This window comes from Cobetia sp. MM1IDA2H-1 (genome assembly GCF_002916775.2).
GTDB classification, from domain to species: Bacteria; Pseudomonadota; Gammaproteobacteria; order Pseudomonadales; family Halomonadaceae; genus Cobetia; species Cobetia marina.
Genome location: NZ_CM133225.1, coordinates 479,780 through 493,767 on the forward strand (window position 1 = coordinate 479,780; position 13,988 = coordinate 493,767).

Annotated in this window: 10 protein-coding genes; 8 read left to right on the forward strand and 2 right to left on the reverse strand. The window is 62.6% G+C overall.

What is annotated here, in order from left to right:
* The first annotated feature begins 278 nt into the window (after nt 1-278).
* From BOH68_RS02165 to BOH68_RS02175, 3 genes are all read left to right on the forward strand, one after another.
* Nucleotides 279-2,042: an NADH-ubiquinone oxidoreductase-F iron-sulfur binding region domain-containing protein gene (locus BOH68_RS02165; protein ID WP_077379065.1), complete on the forward strand. Its 1,764-nt coding sequence runs from the start codon at nt 279-281 to the stop codon at nt 2,040-2,042.
* Nucleotides 2,039-5,071, forward strand: coding sequence for a molybdopterin-dependent oxidoreductase (locus tag BOH68_RS02170; RefSeq protein ID WP_077379067.1), 3,033 nt, complete (start codon nt 2,039-2,041; stop codon nt 5,069-5,071). The genes BOH68_RS02165 and BOH68_RS02170 overlap by 4 nt, the downstream gene beginning before the upstream one ends.
* Nucleotides 5,072-5,293: 222 nt before the next feature.
* Nucleotides 5,294-5,533: a hypothetical protein gene (locus BOH68_RS02175; protein ID WP_077379069.1), complete on the forward strand. Its 240-nt coding sequence runs from the start codon at nt 5,294-5,296 to the stop codon at nt 5,531-5,533.
* A gap of 157 nt (nt 5,534-5,690) precedes the next feature.
* Here BOH68_RS02175 and BOH68_RS02180 read toward each other — a convergent pair whose 3' ends face one another.
* Nucleotides 5,691-6,329, reverse strand: a complete 639-nt coding sequence (locus tag BOH68_RS02180) for a flavin reductase family protein (RefSeq protein WP_077379071.1) — start codon at nt 6,327-6,329, stop codon at nt 5,691-5,693.
* Between the two features lie 1,380 nt (nt 6,330-7,709).
* On the opposite strand from BOH68_RS02180, the gene cyoA reads away from it, so the two are divergent.
* The 5 genes from cyoA to cyoE are packed head-to-tail and all read left to right on the forward strand — an operon-like array spanning nt 7,710 to nt 12,514.
* Nucleotides 7,710-8,678 (forward strand): ubiquinol oxidase subunit II, encoded by a 969-nt coding sequence (gene cyoA, locus BOH68_RS02185; protein WP_077379075.1) that lies wholly within the window; start codon nt 7,710-7,712, stop codon nt 8,676-8,678.
* Between the two features lie 3 nt (nt 8,679-8,681).
* Nucleotides 8,682-10,691 (forward strand): cytochrome o ubiquinol oxidase subunit I, encoded by a 2,010-nt coding sequence (cyoB, locus tag BOH68_RS02190; RefSeq protein ID WP_077379077.1) that lies wholly within the window; start codon nt 8,682-8,684, stop codon nt 10,689-10,691.
* Nucleotides 10,692-10,693: 2 nt separating this feature from the next.
* Nucleotides 10,694-11,320, forward strand: a complete 627-nt coding sequence (gene cyoC / locus BOH68_RS02195) for a cytochrome o ubiquinol oxidase subunit III (RefSeq protein WP_077379079.1) — start codon at nt 10,694-10,696, stop codon at nt 11,318-11,320.
* Nucleotides 11,317-11,646, forward strand: a complete 330-nt coding sequence (cyoD, locus tag BOH68_RS02200) for a cytochrome o ubiquinol oxidase subunit IV (RefSeq protein ID WP_054555337.1) — start codon at nt 11,317-11,319, stop codon at nt 11,644-11,646. Before cyoC ends, cyoD begins: the two co-directional genes overlap by 4 nt.
* Nucleotides 11,647-11,659: 13 nt before the next feature.
* On the forward strand, nt 11,660-12,514 hold the full coding sequence (cyoE, locus tag BOH68_RS02205; protein ID WP_077379081.1) for a heme o synthase: 855 nt from the start codon (nt 11,660-11,662) through the stop codon (nt 12,512-12,514).
* Nucleotides 12,515-12,659: 145 nt separating this feature from the next.
* Here the strand turns inward: cyoE and BOH68_RS02210 are convergent, their stop codons facing one another.
* Nucleotides 12,660-13,943 (reverse strand): aromatic ring-hydroxylating oxygenase subunit alpha, encoded by a 1,284-nt coding sequence (locus BOH68_RS02210; protein WP_077379084.1) that lies wholly within the window; start codon nt 13,941-13,943, stop codon nt 12,660-12,662.
* Between the last annotated feature and the right edge of the window lie 45 nt (nt 13,944-13,988).

Below are 13,988 nucleotides of genomic sequence, written 5' to 3' on the forward strand. Positions count from 1 at the left end.
GTCGGGCCTCGGTGATTGTGTGAGGGCTGGGCGAGGGTGAGTTAGCTGGATACGACGCCGACATGTGCGTGACTGACATGCGAGGCGATTCGGTGGGGGTGGCGGTTGTCGCGGCTCTGCCCGCTTTGTAGATTGCGATCTACAGTGAAGGAACCTGCCCGGCGTGACGGACCTGCCGGACAGCGCCCACCTTCACACAGGCGCGTCCACGGTCCAGCCAGGCCGTTGTCTCGACCGCACGCTCCGCCAGTTCATAACGATAACAATGTGGTGCCGCCATGACGCCTGAGACCCTGACCGAGCCGACCCCCGTCGCTCGTCGCCGTTCGCGCAGCCAGTTGCGCGGCCGCCCGCTGGATGCCGAGGCCTGGGCCGAGGTGCAGCGCCTGCTGGGCGATGCCCCGGCGCAGCGTGACCTTCTGCTCGAATATCTGCATGTGCTCAATGATGAGGTCGGCTATCTGACGCTGGCCCATCTGCGCGCGCTGGCCGAGTGGATGCGCCTGCCGATGGCCGAGGTCTACGAGACGGCCACCTTCTATGCCCATTTCACCGTGATTCGCGATGGCGAGACGCCGCCTGCGGCACTGACCGTGCGCGTCTGTGATTCGCTGTCCTGTCAGCTGGCCGGCTCCGCGGCCCTGCGCGCCGGTCTCGCCTCGGGTCTGGACCCCGAACAGGTGCGCGTGCTGCGGGCACCCTGCATGGGGCGCTGCGACAGTGCGCCGGTGGCGGAGGTCGGGCATTGCCATCTCGGCCATGCCAGCGTGGAAGGTGTCACGGCGGCGATCGCCGAGGGCCATGTGCATGCCGCGCCGGCCGCGAGTCTCGACTATCCGCGGCTGGCGGAATATCGCGCCAGTGGCGGCTATGGGCTGCTCGCCGCGCTGGAGGGCGGTGAGGTCAGCATCGATGACCTGGCGCAGATGATCGAACAGGCCGGTCTGCGTGGCCTGGGCGGAGCGGGCTTCCCGACGTTTCGCAAGTGGGGCTTCGTGCGTGCCGAGGCAGGGCCGCGCTATTGCGTGATCAATGCCGATGAGGGCGAGCCCGGCACCTTCAAGGACCGTTGCTACCTGGAGCGTGAGCCGCATACCTTTCTCGAGGGCGCGCTGGCCAGTGCGCATGCCATCGAGGCCGAGGCGCTCTACCTTTACCTGCGCGACGAGTACCCGACCCTGAATGACGTGCTGCGCGAGTGCATCGCGGAGCTGGAAGCCGCAGGCCTCGTCGCGCCCGGCTTCATACAGCTGCGGCGTGGCGCCGGTGCCTATATCTGCGGCGAGGAATCGGCACTGATCGAGTCGCTGGAAGGCAAGCCCGGCAAGCCGCGCCAGCGTCCGCCCTTCGTGGCCCAGTGCGGGCTGTTCGGACGCCCGACCCTGGTCAACAACGTCGAGACGGTCTACTGGATCGCGCGGCTCCATCGCGAAGGGCACGCGCCATACGTGGCAGCCGGACGCCAGGGGCGTCAGGGGCTGCGCAGCTTCTCGCTCTCCGGGCGCGTCAGACGCCCGGGCATGTACCTGGCACCGGCCGGCATCACGCTCAATGAGCTGGTCGAGGAATACGGCGGCGGCATGGCCGAGGGCCATCGCCTGCGGGCCTATCTGCCCGGTGGGGCCTCCGGCGGCATTCTGCCGGCCAGCAAGGCGGACCTGCCGCTGGACTTCGACACCCTGCAGGCCCATGGCTGCTTCATCGGCTCGGCCGCGGTGGTGGTGCTGTCGGACCAGGATGACCTGGCGGCGGTGGCACGCAATCTGATGAGCTTCTTCATGGACGAGTCCTGCGGCCAGTGCACGCCGTGTCGCGTCGGCACGCGCCAGATGCTGGCGGCGCTGAGCGGCGATGAATGGGACGAGGCGCTGCTGACGCGCTTGTCGCAGGTGATGATGGACGCCTCGATCTGCGGGCTGGGGCAGGCCGCGCCCAATCCGGTGCTCGGCCTGCTCAAGGATTTCCGGGAGACCCTCGCCAGCAGCGGGGTGCGCTTGATCGCCACGAGCCATGCGGCTGACGCCACGGGAGGTGAGGCATGAACGCGCTGACAGGGTTGGGCAACTCATCCTCGGATGATCAGCCGCTGCGCGAGGATGGCTTCACCATCACGCTGGATGGTGCCGAGGTGACGGCCTATCCCGGCGAGACGCTGTGGACGATCGCCAGGCGTGCCGGTGAGACGATTCCCCACCTCTGCTACAGCGAAGCGCCGGAGTATCGCGGCGATGGCAACTGTCGCGCCTGCATGGTCGAGATCGATGGCGAGCGCACCCTCGCCGCCAGCTGCATTCGCGAGGCGCGCGCGGGCATGGTGGTGCGCAGTACCAGCTCTGAGCGGGCGGGTGCGGCGCGCGCGATGGTGGTGGAGCTGCTCGCCGCCGACATGCCAGCCGAGGCCCATAACCCCGATGTCAGCAGCCACTTCATGGCGATGGCCGGGCTGCTGGCGGTGGATGTCGGGCACGCTCGCGAGACGCTGGGCGGTGCCCGCGAGACGGTCCGTGAGTGGCTGGGGGATACGGTTGAAGAGTGGCTGCCGACGCCGGCCAGCGCTCTCGATCACTCCCATGCCGCGATGGCGGTCAATCATGACGCCTGCATCAGCTGCGGCCTGTGCGTACGCGCCTGTCGCGAGGTGCAGGTCAATGACGTGATCGGGCTGGCGGGGCGTGGCAGCAATACGCGCATCGTGTTCGATCTCGAGGACCCGATGGGCGACAGCACCTGCGTCGCCTGCGGCGAGTGCGTGCAGGCCTGCCCGACCGGTGCCCTGATGCCCGCCGCCCAGGTGGATGAGCAGGGTCATGGCGACAGCGCCGCCGTCGATGCCCGCGTCGCCTCCGTCTGCCCGTACTGCGGCGTGGGCTGTCAGCTGGAGTATCAGGTCAGTCGTGGCAGCGGCGAGGCGTTGGTCGGCGAAGGCCAGCAGGCCGCAACGCTGGCGGATGTCCGACAGCTCAGTGCGCCCTCAGACGCGATCACTCGCGAAGCGACCAGCCACCGTCAGCCGGTCGCGGATGCGCGGCTCGACAACATCATCGCGGTCAGTGGTCGTGATGGCCCCTCCAATCACGGACGCCTGTGCGTGAAGGGACGCTTCGGCTTCGATTATCCGCGTCATCCGGAGCGCCTGATTCGCCCTCTGATCCGCCGTGACGGCGTGGCCAAGGGGCTGGACGCGAACTTTGACCCCGCCCACCCGCTGACCCACTTCCGTGAGGCCAGCTGGGACGAGGCCCTCGAGGTCGCGGCCGAGGGGCTCATGCGCCTCAAGCGCGCGCATGGCCCCGACAGCCTGGCGGGCTTCGGCAGCGCCAAGTGCACCAACGAGGAGGCGTGGCTGTTCCAGAAGCTGGTGCGCACCGGCTTCGGCTCCAATCATGTCGATCACTGCACGCGGCTGTGTCATGCAAGTTCAGTGGCGGCGCTGATGGAAGGTGTCGGCTCGGGCGGCGTGAGCGCCTCCTTCATGCAGGCCGAGCAGTCCGATCTCATCGTGCTGACCGGCTGCAATCCGGGCGTCAATCATCCGGTGGCCGCCACCTTCTTCAAGCGCGCCGCCAGGCGAGGCACGCGCATCGTGGTGATCGACCCGCGCGCGCTGGCGCTGCGGCGTCATGCGCATCGCTCGATCCAGTTCACGCCGGGGGCGGACGTGGCGCTGTTCAATGCCATGCTCAACGTCATCATCACCGAAGGGCTGGCCAATCAGGCCTATATCGAGGCGCATACCGAGGACTTCGCCGCGCTGGCGGAGCACATCACGGCATTGACGCCGGAGGCGATGTCGCCACTGTGCGGCGTGGCGGCCGAGGAGATTCGTGCCGTGGCCCGTGAGTACGCGACGGCCGAGCGCGCGATGATCTTCTGGGGCATGGGCATCTCGCAGCACACCCACGGCACCGACAATGCCCGCTGTCTGATCGCGCTGGCGCTGGTGTGTGGCCATGTCGGGCGTGAAGGCACCGGCCTGCACCCGCTGCGCGGGCAGAACAATGTCCAGGGCGCCTCGGATGCCGGGATGATTCCGATGGTCTTCCCGGATTATCAGCCGGTGGGTGACACGGCGGCGCGCGCGCGACTGGAAGCGCTGTGGGATACGCCGCTCTCGGCCACACCGGGCCTGACGGTGGTGGAGATCATGCACGCCATCCATGCCGATCAGATTCGCGGCATGTACATCCTCGGCGAGAATCCGGCGATGTCGGACCCGGATCTCGATCACGCGCGCAGCGCGCTGGCGCATCTCGAGCATCTGGTGGTGCAGGACATCTTCGTCACCGAGACGGCACAGTTCGCCGATGTGGTGCTGCCCTCATACGCCTGGCCGGAGAAGGACGGCAGCGTCACCAACACCAATCGTCAGGTGCAGCGCGGGCGGGCGGCACTGCGTGCCCCGGGCGAGGCCAAGCCGGACTGGTGGATCACCCAGCAGCTGGCGCGGCGCATGGGGCTTGCCTGGGATTACGCCGGGCCGCAGGAGATCTACGCCGAGATGCAGCAGGGCATGGATTCCCTCGACAACATCGACTGGGCGCGGCTGTCCGAGGAGAACTCGGTGACCTACCCGTGCCTGACGCCGGGAGGCGAGGGTGAGGATGTGGTGTTCGGCGAAGGCTTCCCGCGCGCCAGCGGTCGGGCCCGCTTCGTGCCGACCTGGCCCACGCCGCCGGATGAGACGCTGGATGACGACTATCCGACGGTACTGACCACCGGCCGTCAGCTGGAGCACTGGCATACCGGCTCGATGACGCGCCGCGCGTACGTGCTCGACAGTCTGGAACCTGCCGCCGTGGCCACACTCAACCCCGTCGAGCTGGAGCGACTGGGCATCACGGCGGGGGAGGCGCTCTCGATCACCACGCGGCGCGGTCAAATCACGCTGGCCACCCGCGCGGACCCGCTGACGCCGGCCGGCATGGTCTTCGTGCCATTCTGCTACGCCGAGGCCGCTGCCAACCTGCTGACCAATCCGGCGCTGGACCCGGTGGGCAAGATCCCCGAGTTCAAGTACGCCGCCTGCCGCCTGGCCAGAGCCGAATCTGCTTCGGCCAGTCTGGACACCTGAACGCGAGGGGAGGTGAGAGGAGGAGAGGGAAAGGAAAGGGCACGTCTGGCGCAAATGCCTATGGCAGTGGCGCTGGCGGATACGCAGGGCGTGCCTCGGTCTGACCAGAATGTCGGAGACGGCTCGCCGCACGTTTCGGCTATCCTCAGAAGGGCCATGCTCAGAACAGAGTGGGTCAATACCAATGACAATGCCCGCCGTCAGCGAGCAAGGAGAATGACGATGATGATCGTGGAGCTGATTGATCACGAAGACTTTCGTGAGCGGCTGGTGGCACTGGGCGTGCAGATTTCCGAACATGCCTGCGCGGACACCTGTGCGCGCATGGCGTTGAGAAAGCATGTGGAAGTCGGGGTGCCCGGCTTGCAGGAGCTGGTGCGCGAGCTGGTGATGCACTCCGATATCCTGCTGCCTTCGGTGCGTCAGGCACTCGACAAGTACCTGCTGCCGGGGTTGCGCTGAAGCTTCCCCGCCACCGTCAATCCTCTGGGGCAATGATGCGGGATAGGTGAGTCACCAGAGTCACCAGAGTCACCAGAGTCACCAGAGTCACGAGAGCATCTTGAGCGGGCCTGTCATCAGACAGGCCCGCTCTGCGTTTCGGCCCGCTCAAGGCTGATCAGGCAGGTCGCTCAAGGCTGAAGAGACTGTCGGTGCGCGCATAATCGCTGCCGGCCATGCGCCCGATGGCGCGCAGCACCTCATTGTCGACATGGCGGCCATCCCAGACCTCGGGGTCTGCATGGACCACCACGACCTCGGCGAGCACCAGTGAGCCGGACAGGGGCTGGTCTCCCAGATGGATGATGTCGCGGAGTCGGCAACCGAAGGCGATCGGCGCGCCGTCCACGCGGGGGACCTGCAGCGGCGGCATGGCTAGCTTGTTCAAGCCGGCGTGGGCGAATTCATCCTCGCTGGCCGCGAGGCTGGCACTGGTGAGATTGAGTGCCTCGCTCATGGCCTCGCCCCCGATATGGATGACACATTCCGCCACCTGTCCGAGGTTGTCGAGAGTGTCCTTGGTACGCCCTTCGCCGTTGCGCAACGGGCTGAAGGCCAGCACCGGTGGATTGACGCTTGCTACGGTGAAGAACGAGAACGGCGCCAGATTGGCATTGCCGGCGGCATCGATCGTCGAGACCCAGGCAATGGGTCGCGGCGCGATGCTGCCCGAGAACAGCCGATAGAGAATGCTGGCGGGCAGCTGGTCGGCGTCGAGCAGGCCATGGCTGGCGGAGGGGGGCTGGTCAGTCGTCATCGGGCGCTGCTCCATCGGGTAGACAGGTGAACCTGGCAGGGGAGGGCGATGCGCAAGCGAGGTTCGACGTCGAGAAGCGGCGTCGAGAAGGCAGGGCTCGTGATCGCCCAGCGGCGCTGCATCAGGGTCTCGAATCTCGTCTCGACATGCCGCCTGCTCCCTTGCGGCAAGGGGGTGAACAGCAGGATAGCGCGTGTCCCTGCAGGAACAAACCTCCAAGTCTCGTTGCGCCGCGACATGCGTATCAATGATTCGGGAGGATAGTCTGTATGGGAAAAGGAAAGTGAAAAATCAGAAAGATCATTGGTGACATTTCTGATGTGGTCAATTGTCGCATCCCTTGACCTGATGCTGAAACATGGTTCTTGAGATGCCATCACGGTCTTCAGGCCTGGTGGCTCCGCAGGACTTTTCAGAGACTTGGCTGGCACTTGTGTGGTGTTTTTGTATCCAATTGGTGTCTATTTGGTATTTATTTGTAAATTTTTTATGAAATGGCGCGAGGCGTCATCTGATGAAAAAAGACTGAATATGAACAAATGATGAGGATGAAGTCGCTGGATTGTGACAACGATTTCATCCATTCGTGCGGGAATGAAAAATGTCATGGTGAATCAATATAAGGAGAATTACGTCACGATTTCCAGAGCAGGATGGGAAATTATAATGGAACGAAGTGCGGCATTTTTTGCAATTGAGAGTGTGAAAAAGACGTCGGCGATCTCGGTCCGTCGGTAGGCAGGCAGTCAGGCGTCTCGATGTGACGAGGTGTTTCTGCCAGGCGGCACTCCTTGCGCGGGTGTCATTGCACGCACTTTTTTGGATGAATATTGCTGTATTTATTGTTTTGTTGAAATTTTATACTCCTTTCGTGCTTGGGGTTGGCGTTTCCCGTGGGGCCTCGGCGGGCGCTCGTGGACCTGGGAAGGCACGTGAGTCGGGAAATGGTCATCGCGCAATGCGGGGGTGGCCAGAGCCTTGTCGGCGGGAGGAGTCAGGGCACCTCGAAGGGAGGAAATTCCGGATTGGCGTCTGGTCGCCCAAGTGACGCCGTGTTGCCTGTCAACATGATTGACGCCTTCGTCAGGTTCCTCGTTCAGTGGTCAGGGCATAACCCGAACGCGTGAGGGAGGGCATCGTCCTCTCCCGATGGCGATTGGCTGCGCGCGCGAGGGGAAATTGATCGGCAGGTGCGACTACCTGCGTCAGTGTGCCCCGTAGTCAGCCCCCCTGATTTTTCTCTATCCTGTGCCCCGCCTGCGGGAAATCCTCTGATTTCGTTCGAACGATCGACGGCTTCCTGTTGGTCATTTCTTCGAACGCTGTGTTCCACATGTGGGCTCGTCATGACGTCATGGCGTGTTCCAACGAGGTCGTGAGATGAGAAAAAGCCTAATGCGGGGGGCTCTGCGGGGACTCCCCATCCTCGCGGGATTGTTGATGCTGTCCGGCTGTGATGCCGTGCTCTTCGATCCCAAGGGACCCATCGGTGAATCCGAGAAGTCGCTGATTCTGACTGCTACCTACCTGATGCTCGTGGTCGTTGTCCCGGTCATCTTCATGACGCTGTGGTTTGCTTGGCGCTATCGCGATACCAAGCAGAGCAAGGCGACCTATACGCCCAACTGGGCGCATTCCACCAAGATCGAGATCGTGGTCTGGGGCATTCCGTGCCTGATCATCCTCGCGCTGGGCATCCTGACCTGGAAGAGCACGCATGAGCTGGACCCGCGTGCCGAGATCCAGGATGGCGGCGAGCCGATCGAGGTTCAGGTCGTGTCGATGGACTGGAAGTGGCTGTTCATCTATCCGGAGCAGGGCATCGCGACAGTCAATGAGCTGGCCATGCCGGTGGATCGCCAGGTGCGCTTCCACATCACCTCCGAGACCGTGATGAACTCGTTCTTCGTCCCGCAGCTCGGCAGCCAGATCTACGCGATGGCAGGCATGGAAAACCGCCTGCACCTGATCGGCAACGAAGTGGGTACCTATGACGGTATCTCTGCCAGCTACAGCGGCGCCGGCTTCGCTGACATGCACTTCAAGGCGCATGTGATGAGCGAAGGCGACTTCGACGCCTGGATCGAGAAAGCGCGTGGCAGCAGCAAGGTGCTGGATGACGCCGGCTACGAGGCACTCAAGGAGCCGAGCGAAGACGTGGCACCCACCTTCTATGGTCAGGTCAAGCCGAATCTGTACGAACAGATCATGGCGCCCTACATGGATGGCATGGAGCTGGGCATGGGTGACATGAAGATGGGGGGCAAGCATCACGGCGAGTCCGCCCACGACATGTCAGGCCATGACGCTGCCGGTCACGCTGAATCTGCGATGGCAACCGAGGAATAAGCAATGCTTGGAAAACTCACAATAGAGGCTGTTCCGTATCACGAGCCGATCGTCATGATCGTGCTTGCGGCGGTAATCCTCGGTGGTGCAGCCCTGTTCGGCTTCATCACGGTAAAGAAAAAGTGGGCCTACCTGTGGAATGAGTGGTTCACCTCTGTCGATCACAAGAAGATCGGCATGATGTACATCATCGTCGCGCTGGTGATGCTGATCCGTGGTTTCTCCGATGCGATCATGATGCGTTCCCAGCAGATGCTGGCGTCCACCGGCGGTCACGGCTATCTGCCCCCGGATCACTACGACCAGATCTTCACTGCCCACGGCGTGATCATGATCTTCTTCGTGGCGATGCCGCTGGTCATCGGTCTGATCAACGTCGTCGTGCCGCTGCAGATCGGCGCACGTGACGTGGCCTTCCCGTTCCTGAACTCGCTGAGCTTCTGGCTGTTCGTGGTCGGCGCGCTGCTGGTCAACATCTCGCTGGGTCTGGGCGAGTTCGCCAAGACCGGCTGGCTGGCCTATCCGCCGTTGTCGGGGGCCAATTACAGTCCCGGGGTCGGGGTGGATTACTGGATCTGGTCATTGCAGATTTCCGGTGTCGGTACCCTGCTGACAGGTGTCAACTTCGTCGCCACCATCCTCAAGATGCGTGCGCCGGGCATGACCCTGATGAAAATGCCGGTCTTCACCTGGACCGCACTGTGCGCCAACGTCCTGATCATCGCGGCCTTCCCGATCCTGACCGCGACCATCGCGATGCTGACGCTCGACCGTTATCTTGATTTCCACTTCTTCACCAATGACCTTGGTGGAAACATGATGATGTACGTCAACCTCATCTGGGCCTGGGGCCATCCTGAGGTGTACATCCTGGTGTTGCCGGTCTTCGGTGTGTTCTCCGAAGTCATCTCCACCTTCTCCAAGAAGAAGCTGTTCGGTTACACCTCTCTGGTGTGGGCGACCATCGTCATCACGATCCTGTCGTTCATCGTCTGGCTGCACCACTTCTTCACCATGGGTGCCGGCGCTGACGTGAATGCCTTCTTCGGTATCGCGACGATGATCATCTCGATCCCGACGGGCGTGAAGATATTCAACTGGCTGTTCACCATGTACCGCGGTCGTGTCGAGATGACCTCTCCGGTGCTGTGGACCCTCGGCTTCATGGTCACCTTCACCATCGGTGGCATGACCGGTGTCCTGCTGGCCGTGCCGGGCGCCAACTACGTCCTGCACAACTCGCTGTTCCTGATCGCCCACTTCCACAACGTCATCATCGGCGGCGTGGTCTTCGGTGCGATGGCCGGTATCACTTACTGGTTCCCGAAAGCGACCGGCTTCATGCTGTGCGAGAAGTGGGGCAAGCGTTCCTTCTGGTTCTGGATCACTGGCTTCTACCTCGCCTTCATGCCGCTGTACATTCTCGGCTTCATGGGCATGACCCGTCGTCTGCAGCACGTCGACAACCCGCTGTGGGTGCCGTACCTGGTCGTCGCCTTCATCGGTGCCTGCCTGATCATGATCGGTATCGCGTGCACCGTGATCCAGATCGCGGTCAGCATCAAGGACCGCAAGAAGCTGCAGGACACCACTGGCGATATCTGGGGCGCGCGTACGCTGGAGTGGAGCACCACTTCACCGGCACCGTTCTACAACTTCGCTCACGAGCCGCAGGTCTCTGAACTCGACGAGTTCTGGGAAATGAAGGAACGCGGTATCGAGCAGGAGGCCAAGAAGCCTTATGCGCCGATCCACATGCCGCGCAACGCAGCGGCCGGTGTCATCATCTCCGCCTTCAGCCTGGTGTTCGGTTTCGCGCTGATCTGGCATATCTGGTGGATGGCCGTGGTCGGGCTGGTCGGCATGGCCGTCAGCTTCATCGTGCGCACCTTCAACTATGACATCGACTACTACGTGTCCGTCGAGGAAGTGGAGCGTGTCGAGCGCGAAGGTCGCGAGCGTCGTGCCCTGCCCAGCGCCCGCACACCTAACGACACAGTGGTTCAGGGGTAATCATGGCGAACAATGCAATGACATCTCATGATGGGGCGCACGACGCCCATGACGATCACGAGCATCACGATACCAATGGCCTGAAGGTCTTCGGTTTCTGGCTCTATCTGCTGAGCGACTGCATCCTGTTCGCGATGCTGTTCGCAGGCTATGTGGTACTCAGCCAGGCGTATGCCGGTGGCCCGACGGGCGCCGAGATCTTCGAGCTTGACTTCGTGCTGGTCGAGACCGCGCTGCTGCTGGCCTCGAGCTTCACCTACGGCCTGGCGATGCTGGGCATGAACCGCGGAGACAGCTCCGCGGTGATCAAGTGGCTGATGATCACCTTCGCCTGTGGTGCGGGCTTCATCGCGATGGAAATCTATGAGTTCCATCACCTGATCGTGAATGGCCATGGCCCGGACAAGTCCGCGTTCCTGTCAGCCTTCTTCACGCTGGTCGGTACCCACGGTCTGCACGTGACCGTCGGTCTGGTCTGGATGGCGCTGCTGATCATCCAGGTCAAGCAGAAAGGCCTGACGGAAATGCATCGTGGTCGTCTGATGATGCTCAGCCTGTTCTGGCACTTCCTGGACGTCATCTGGATCTGCGTCTTCACCGTCGTCTATCTCACAGGAGTGATGCTATGAGCCATTCCAACAACGACCACAACGACAATCACGGCAGCGTCAAGCAGTACGTGACCGGTCTGATCCTCTCCATCATCCTGACCATCATCCCGTTCGGGATGGTGATGATGATGGACGATCCGGGTGTCGGCGTGATCTGGGCCATCTACGGCTTCGCCATCGCTCAGGTCTTCGTGCAGCTGTACTTCTTCCTGCACCTGGACGGCTCCAAGGAGCAGAGCTGGAATGTCATGGCCATGCTGTTCACCCTGGTGATCGTGGCAATCGTCGTTGGTGGTTCCATGTGGATCATGATCGAGCTGAATCAGAACATGATGCCCATCTGATAGCGTGAGCCTGATGATCAAGGACTACCTGCGTACCACCAAGCCGGGCATTATCTTCGGCAACCTGATCACCGTCAGCGGCGGCTTCTTTCTCGCTTCCGGTGGTGAGGTGGATTGGGCGCTGTTCATCGCCACCCTGGTCGGGGTGGCGTTGATCGTGGCCTCAGGCTGTGTGTTCAACAACTGCATCGATCGCGACATCGATCGTCACATGGCGCGTACCCAGGGCCGTGCTCTGGTGCAGGGCGACATCTCGCTGACGGGGGCCTTCGTCTTCGGCAGCGTGCTGGGCCTTGCGGGCTTCTGGCTTCTGGCCGCGATGACCAATCTCATGGCGATGATCGCCGTGGGTCTGGGCTTCGTGATCTACGTCGGGGCCTACAGCATGTGGCTCAAGCGTGCCTCGGTGTATGGCACCCTCATCGGTTCACTGTCCGGCGCCGCGCCGCCAGTGGTCGGTTACCTGGCTGTCACCGGCCAGGCGGACATGGGGGCGCTGCTGCTGTTGATCATCTTCAGCATGTGGCAGATGCCGCATTCCTATGCGATTGCCATGTTCCGTGTCGATGACTATCGGGCCGCCAATATTCCGGTACTCCCGGTAGCGCGAGGCATGGAGCATGCCAAGCGTGTAGTGACGGGGTACATTGCCGGCTTCATCCCGGTGTCGCTGTTGCTGACACTGTGGGGATATACCGGCATCTGGTATCTGGTAGTCGCGACCGTCACGGGTGGCTGGTGGCTGTATCTGGCCGCCTGGCGCCTCAAGGATCAGCCTGATGCCTCCTGGGCACGCAAGCTGTTCGGCTTCTCCATCATCATCGTCATGGCGCTCAGCCTGATGATGAGTCTGGACACGCAGCTGTAATCCAGCCGTAGTATCTCTCGGGTGACCGCCTTCGGCGTGTTGCCCGGGTGAAAGCCAAAAAAACCCGCCACCGGCTTGCCGGTGGCGGGTTTTTTCTTGCCTGTCCTTTGGAGTCCAGGTTTCGAGGACTCAAGGACTCAAGGACTCAGGCCAGCTGCAGATGCGGCTCCTGCTGTTCCTTGAGCGCTTCCTGCATGCGCTCGGCATACCAGTCGACGAAGTCGACGACGCCGAACTCGAAGGTCGCCGAGTAGGGGCCGGGCTGATAGGCGCTGGAGTTGACGCCGCGCTGGTTCTCTTCCACCAGCTGACGGTCCTGATCATTGGTGGCGTCCCACACCTTGCGCAGCTTCGCCAGGTCGTAGTCGACACCTTCCACCGCGTCCTTGTGCACCAGCCACTTGGTGGTCACGCGGGTCTTGAGGGGGCCGATCGGGTCGACCTGGAAAACCACGGCGTGATCGCCCATGAAGTGGTTCCAGGAGTTGGGCAGGTTGAGGATGCGCAGCGAGCCCATGTCGGGGCTCTGCAGGCGACCCAGCAGCTTCTTGCACGCCGGCGTGCCGTCCGTGGTCATCGAGACGGTGCCTTCCAGCAGCGGCGTGCGCGTCATGCGATTGCGGCGACCGAAGCGCACCAGCTGATAGGGCACCTTCTCGGCATCCCAGTCGGCCTGCTTCTTCGCGACCAGCGCCTTGTAGGCTTCGGTGGCACGCGGGTCATCGGTGTCATCGAATTCCTGCAGGGTGTTGAGCAGCTCCGGGTGGGAGCCATCGCAGTGATAGCACTCGCGATTGTTCTCGATCACCAGCTTCCAGTTGCCTTCCTCGATGATGGAGGAGCTGGCCGCGACCTTGACGTTCTCCATGTCGTAGGGCTTGAGGTAGAACTCCAGCGTCTTGAAGAACGGCTCACAGTTCTCGGGCTGCTCGGCGAGGTTGATGAACAGCATGCCGCCGGCTGAACGCACGTGGACGGGGTGCAGGCCGTAGTCACTGGTATCGAAGGTGGTGCCCATGTCGGAACCGGCGAACAGCAGACGGCCATCCAGTTCATAGGTCCACTTGTGATAGCCGCACACCAGCTTGGCGACCTTGCCGCGCTCGGTGCTGCACAGGCGAGACCCGCGATGGCGACAGACGTTATGGAAGGCATGGATGGCCCCGTTGTCACCGCGCACGATGATGATCGGGCTGTTGCCCACGTCCATGGTCATGAAGTTGCCCTTGAGCGGGATCTCGCTGCCGAGACCGGCAAACAGCCACTCGCGCTCGAAGATCTCCTTCATGTCGAGATCGAACAGGCGCTGATCATTGTAGAAGGGCTGGGGCAGGGTATAGCCGGGACTGCGGGCCTGTAGAAGCCGCGCGGCGGCCTCGCGTACCGCCTGACGCTGCTGGTCCTGAGCGTGTTCCAATAGATCGCTCATCGCGATGTCCTCGCACGGTCGGTAGGCGCCGGGAGCAGGGTCGCC

Bases quoted from the DNA above. Each gene is read 5' to 3' on its own strand.
- BOH68_RS02170 (WP_077379067.1), top strand. From the start codon at position 2,039: ATGAACGCGCTGACAGGGTTGGGCAACTCATCCTCGGATGATCAGCCG.
- BOH68_RS02165 (WP_077379065.1), top strand. From the start codon at position 279: ATGACGCCTGAGACCCTGACCGAGCCGACCCCCGTCGCTCGTCGCCGT.
- cyoB (WP_077379077.1), top strand. From the start codon at position 8,682: ATGCTTGGAAAACTCACAATAGAGGCTGTTCCGTATCACGAGCCGATC.
- cyoC (WP_077379079.1), top strand. From the start codon at position 10,694: ATGGCGAACAATGCAATGACATCTCATGATGGGGCGCACGACGCCCAT.
- BOH68_RS02180 (WP_077379071.1), bottom strand. From the start codon at position 6,329: ATGACGACTGACCAGCCCCCCTCCGCCAGCCATGGCCTGCTCGACGCC.
- cyoE (WP_077379081.1), top strand. From the start codon at position 11,660: ATGATCAAGGACTACCTGCGTACCACCAAGCCGGGCATTATCTTCGGC.
- BOH68_RS02175 (WP_077379069.1), top strand. From the start codon at position 5,294: ATGATGATCGTGGAGCTGATTGATCACGAAGACTTTCGTGAGCGGCTG.
- cyoA (WP_077379075.1), top strand. From the start codon at position 7,710: ATGAGAAAAAGCCTAATGCGGGGGGCTCTGCGGGGACTCCCCATCCTC.
- cyoD (WP_054555337.1), top strand. From the start codon at position 11,317: ATGAGCCATTCCAACAACGACCACAACGACAATCACGGCAGCGTCAAG.
- BOH68_RS02210 (WP_077379084.1), bottom strand. From the start codon at position 13,943: ATGAGCGATCTATTGGAACACGCTCAGGACCAGCAGCGTCAGGCGGTA.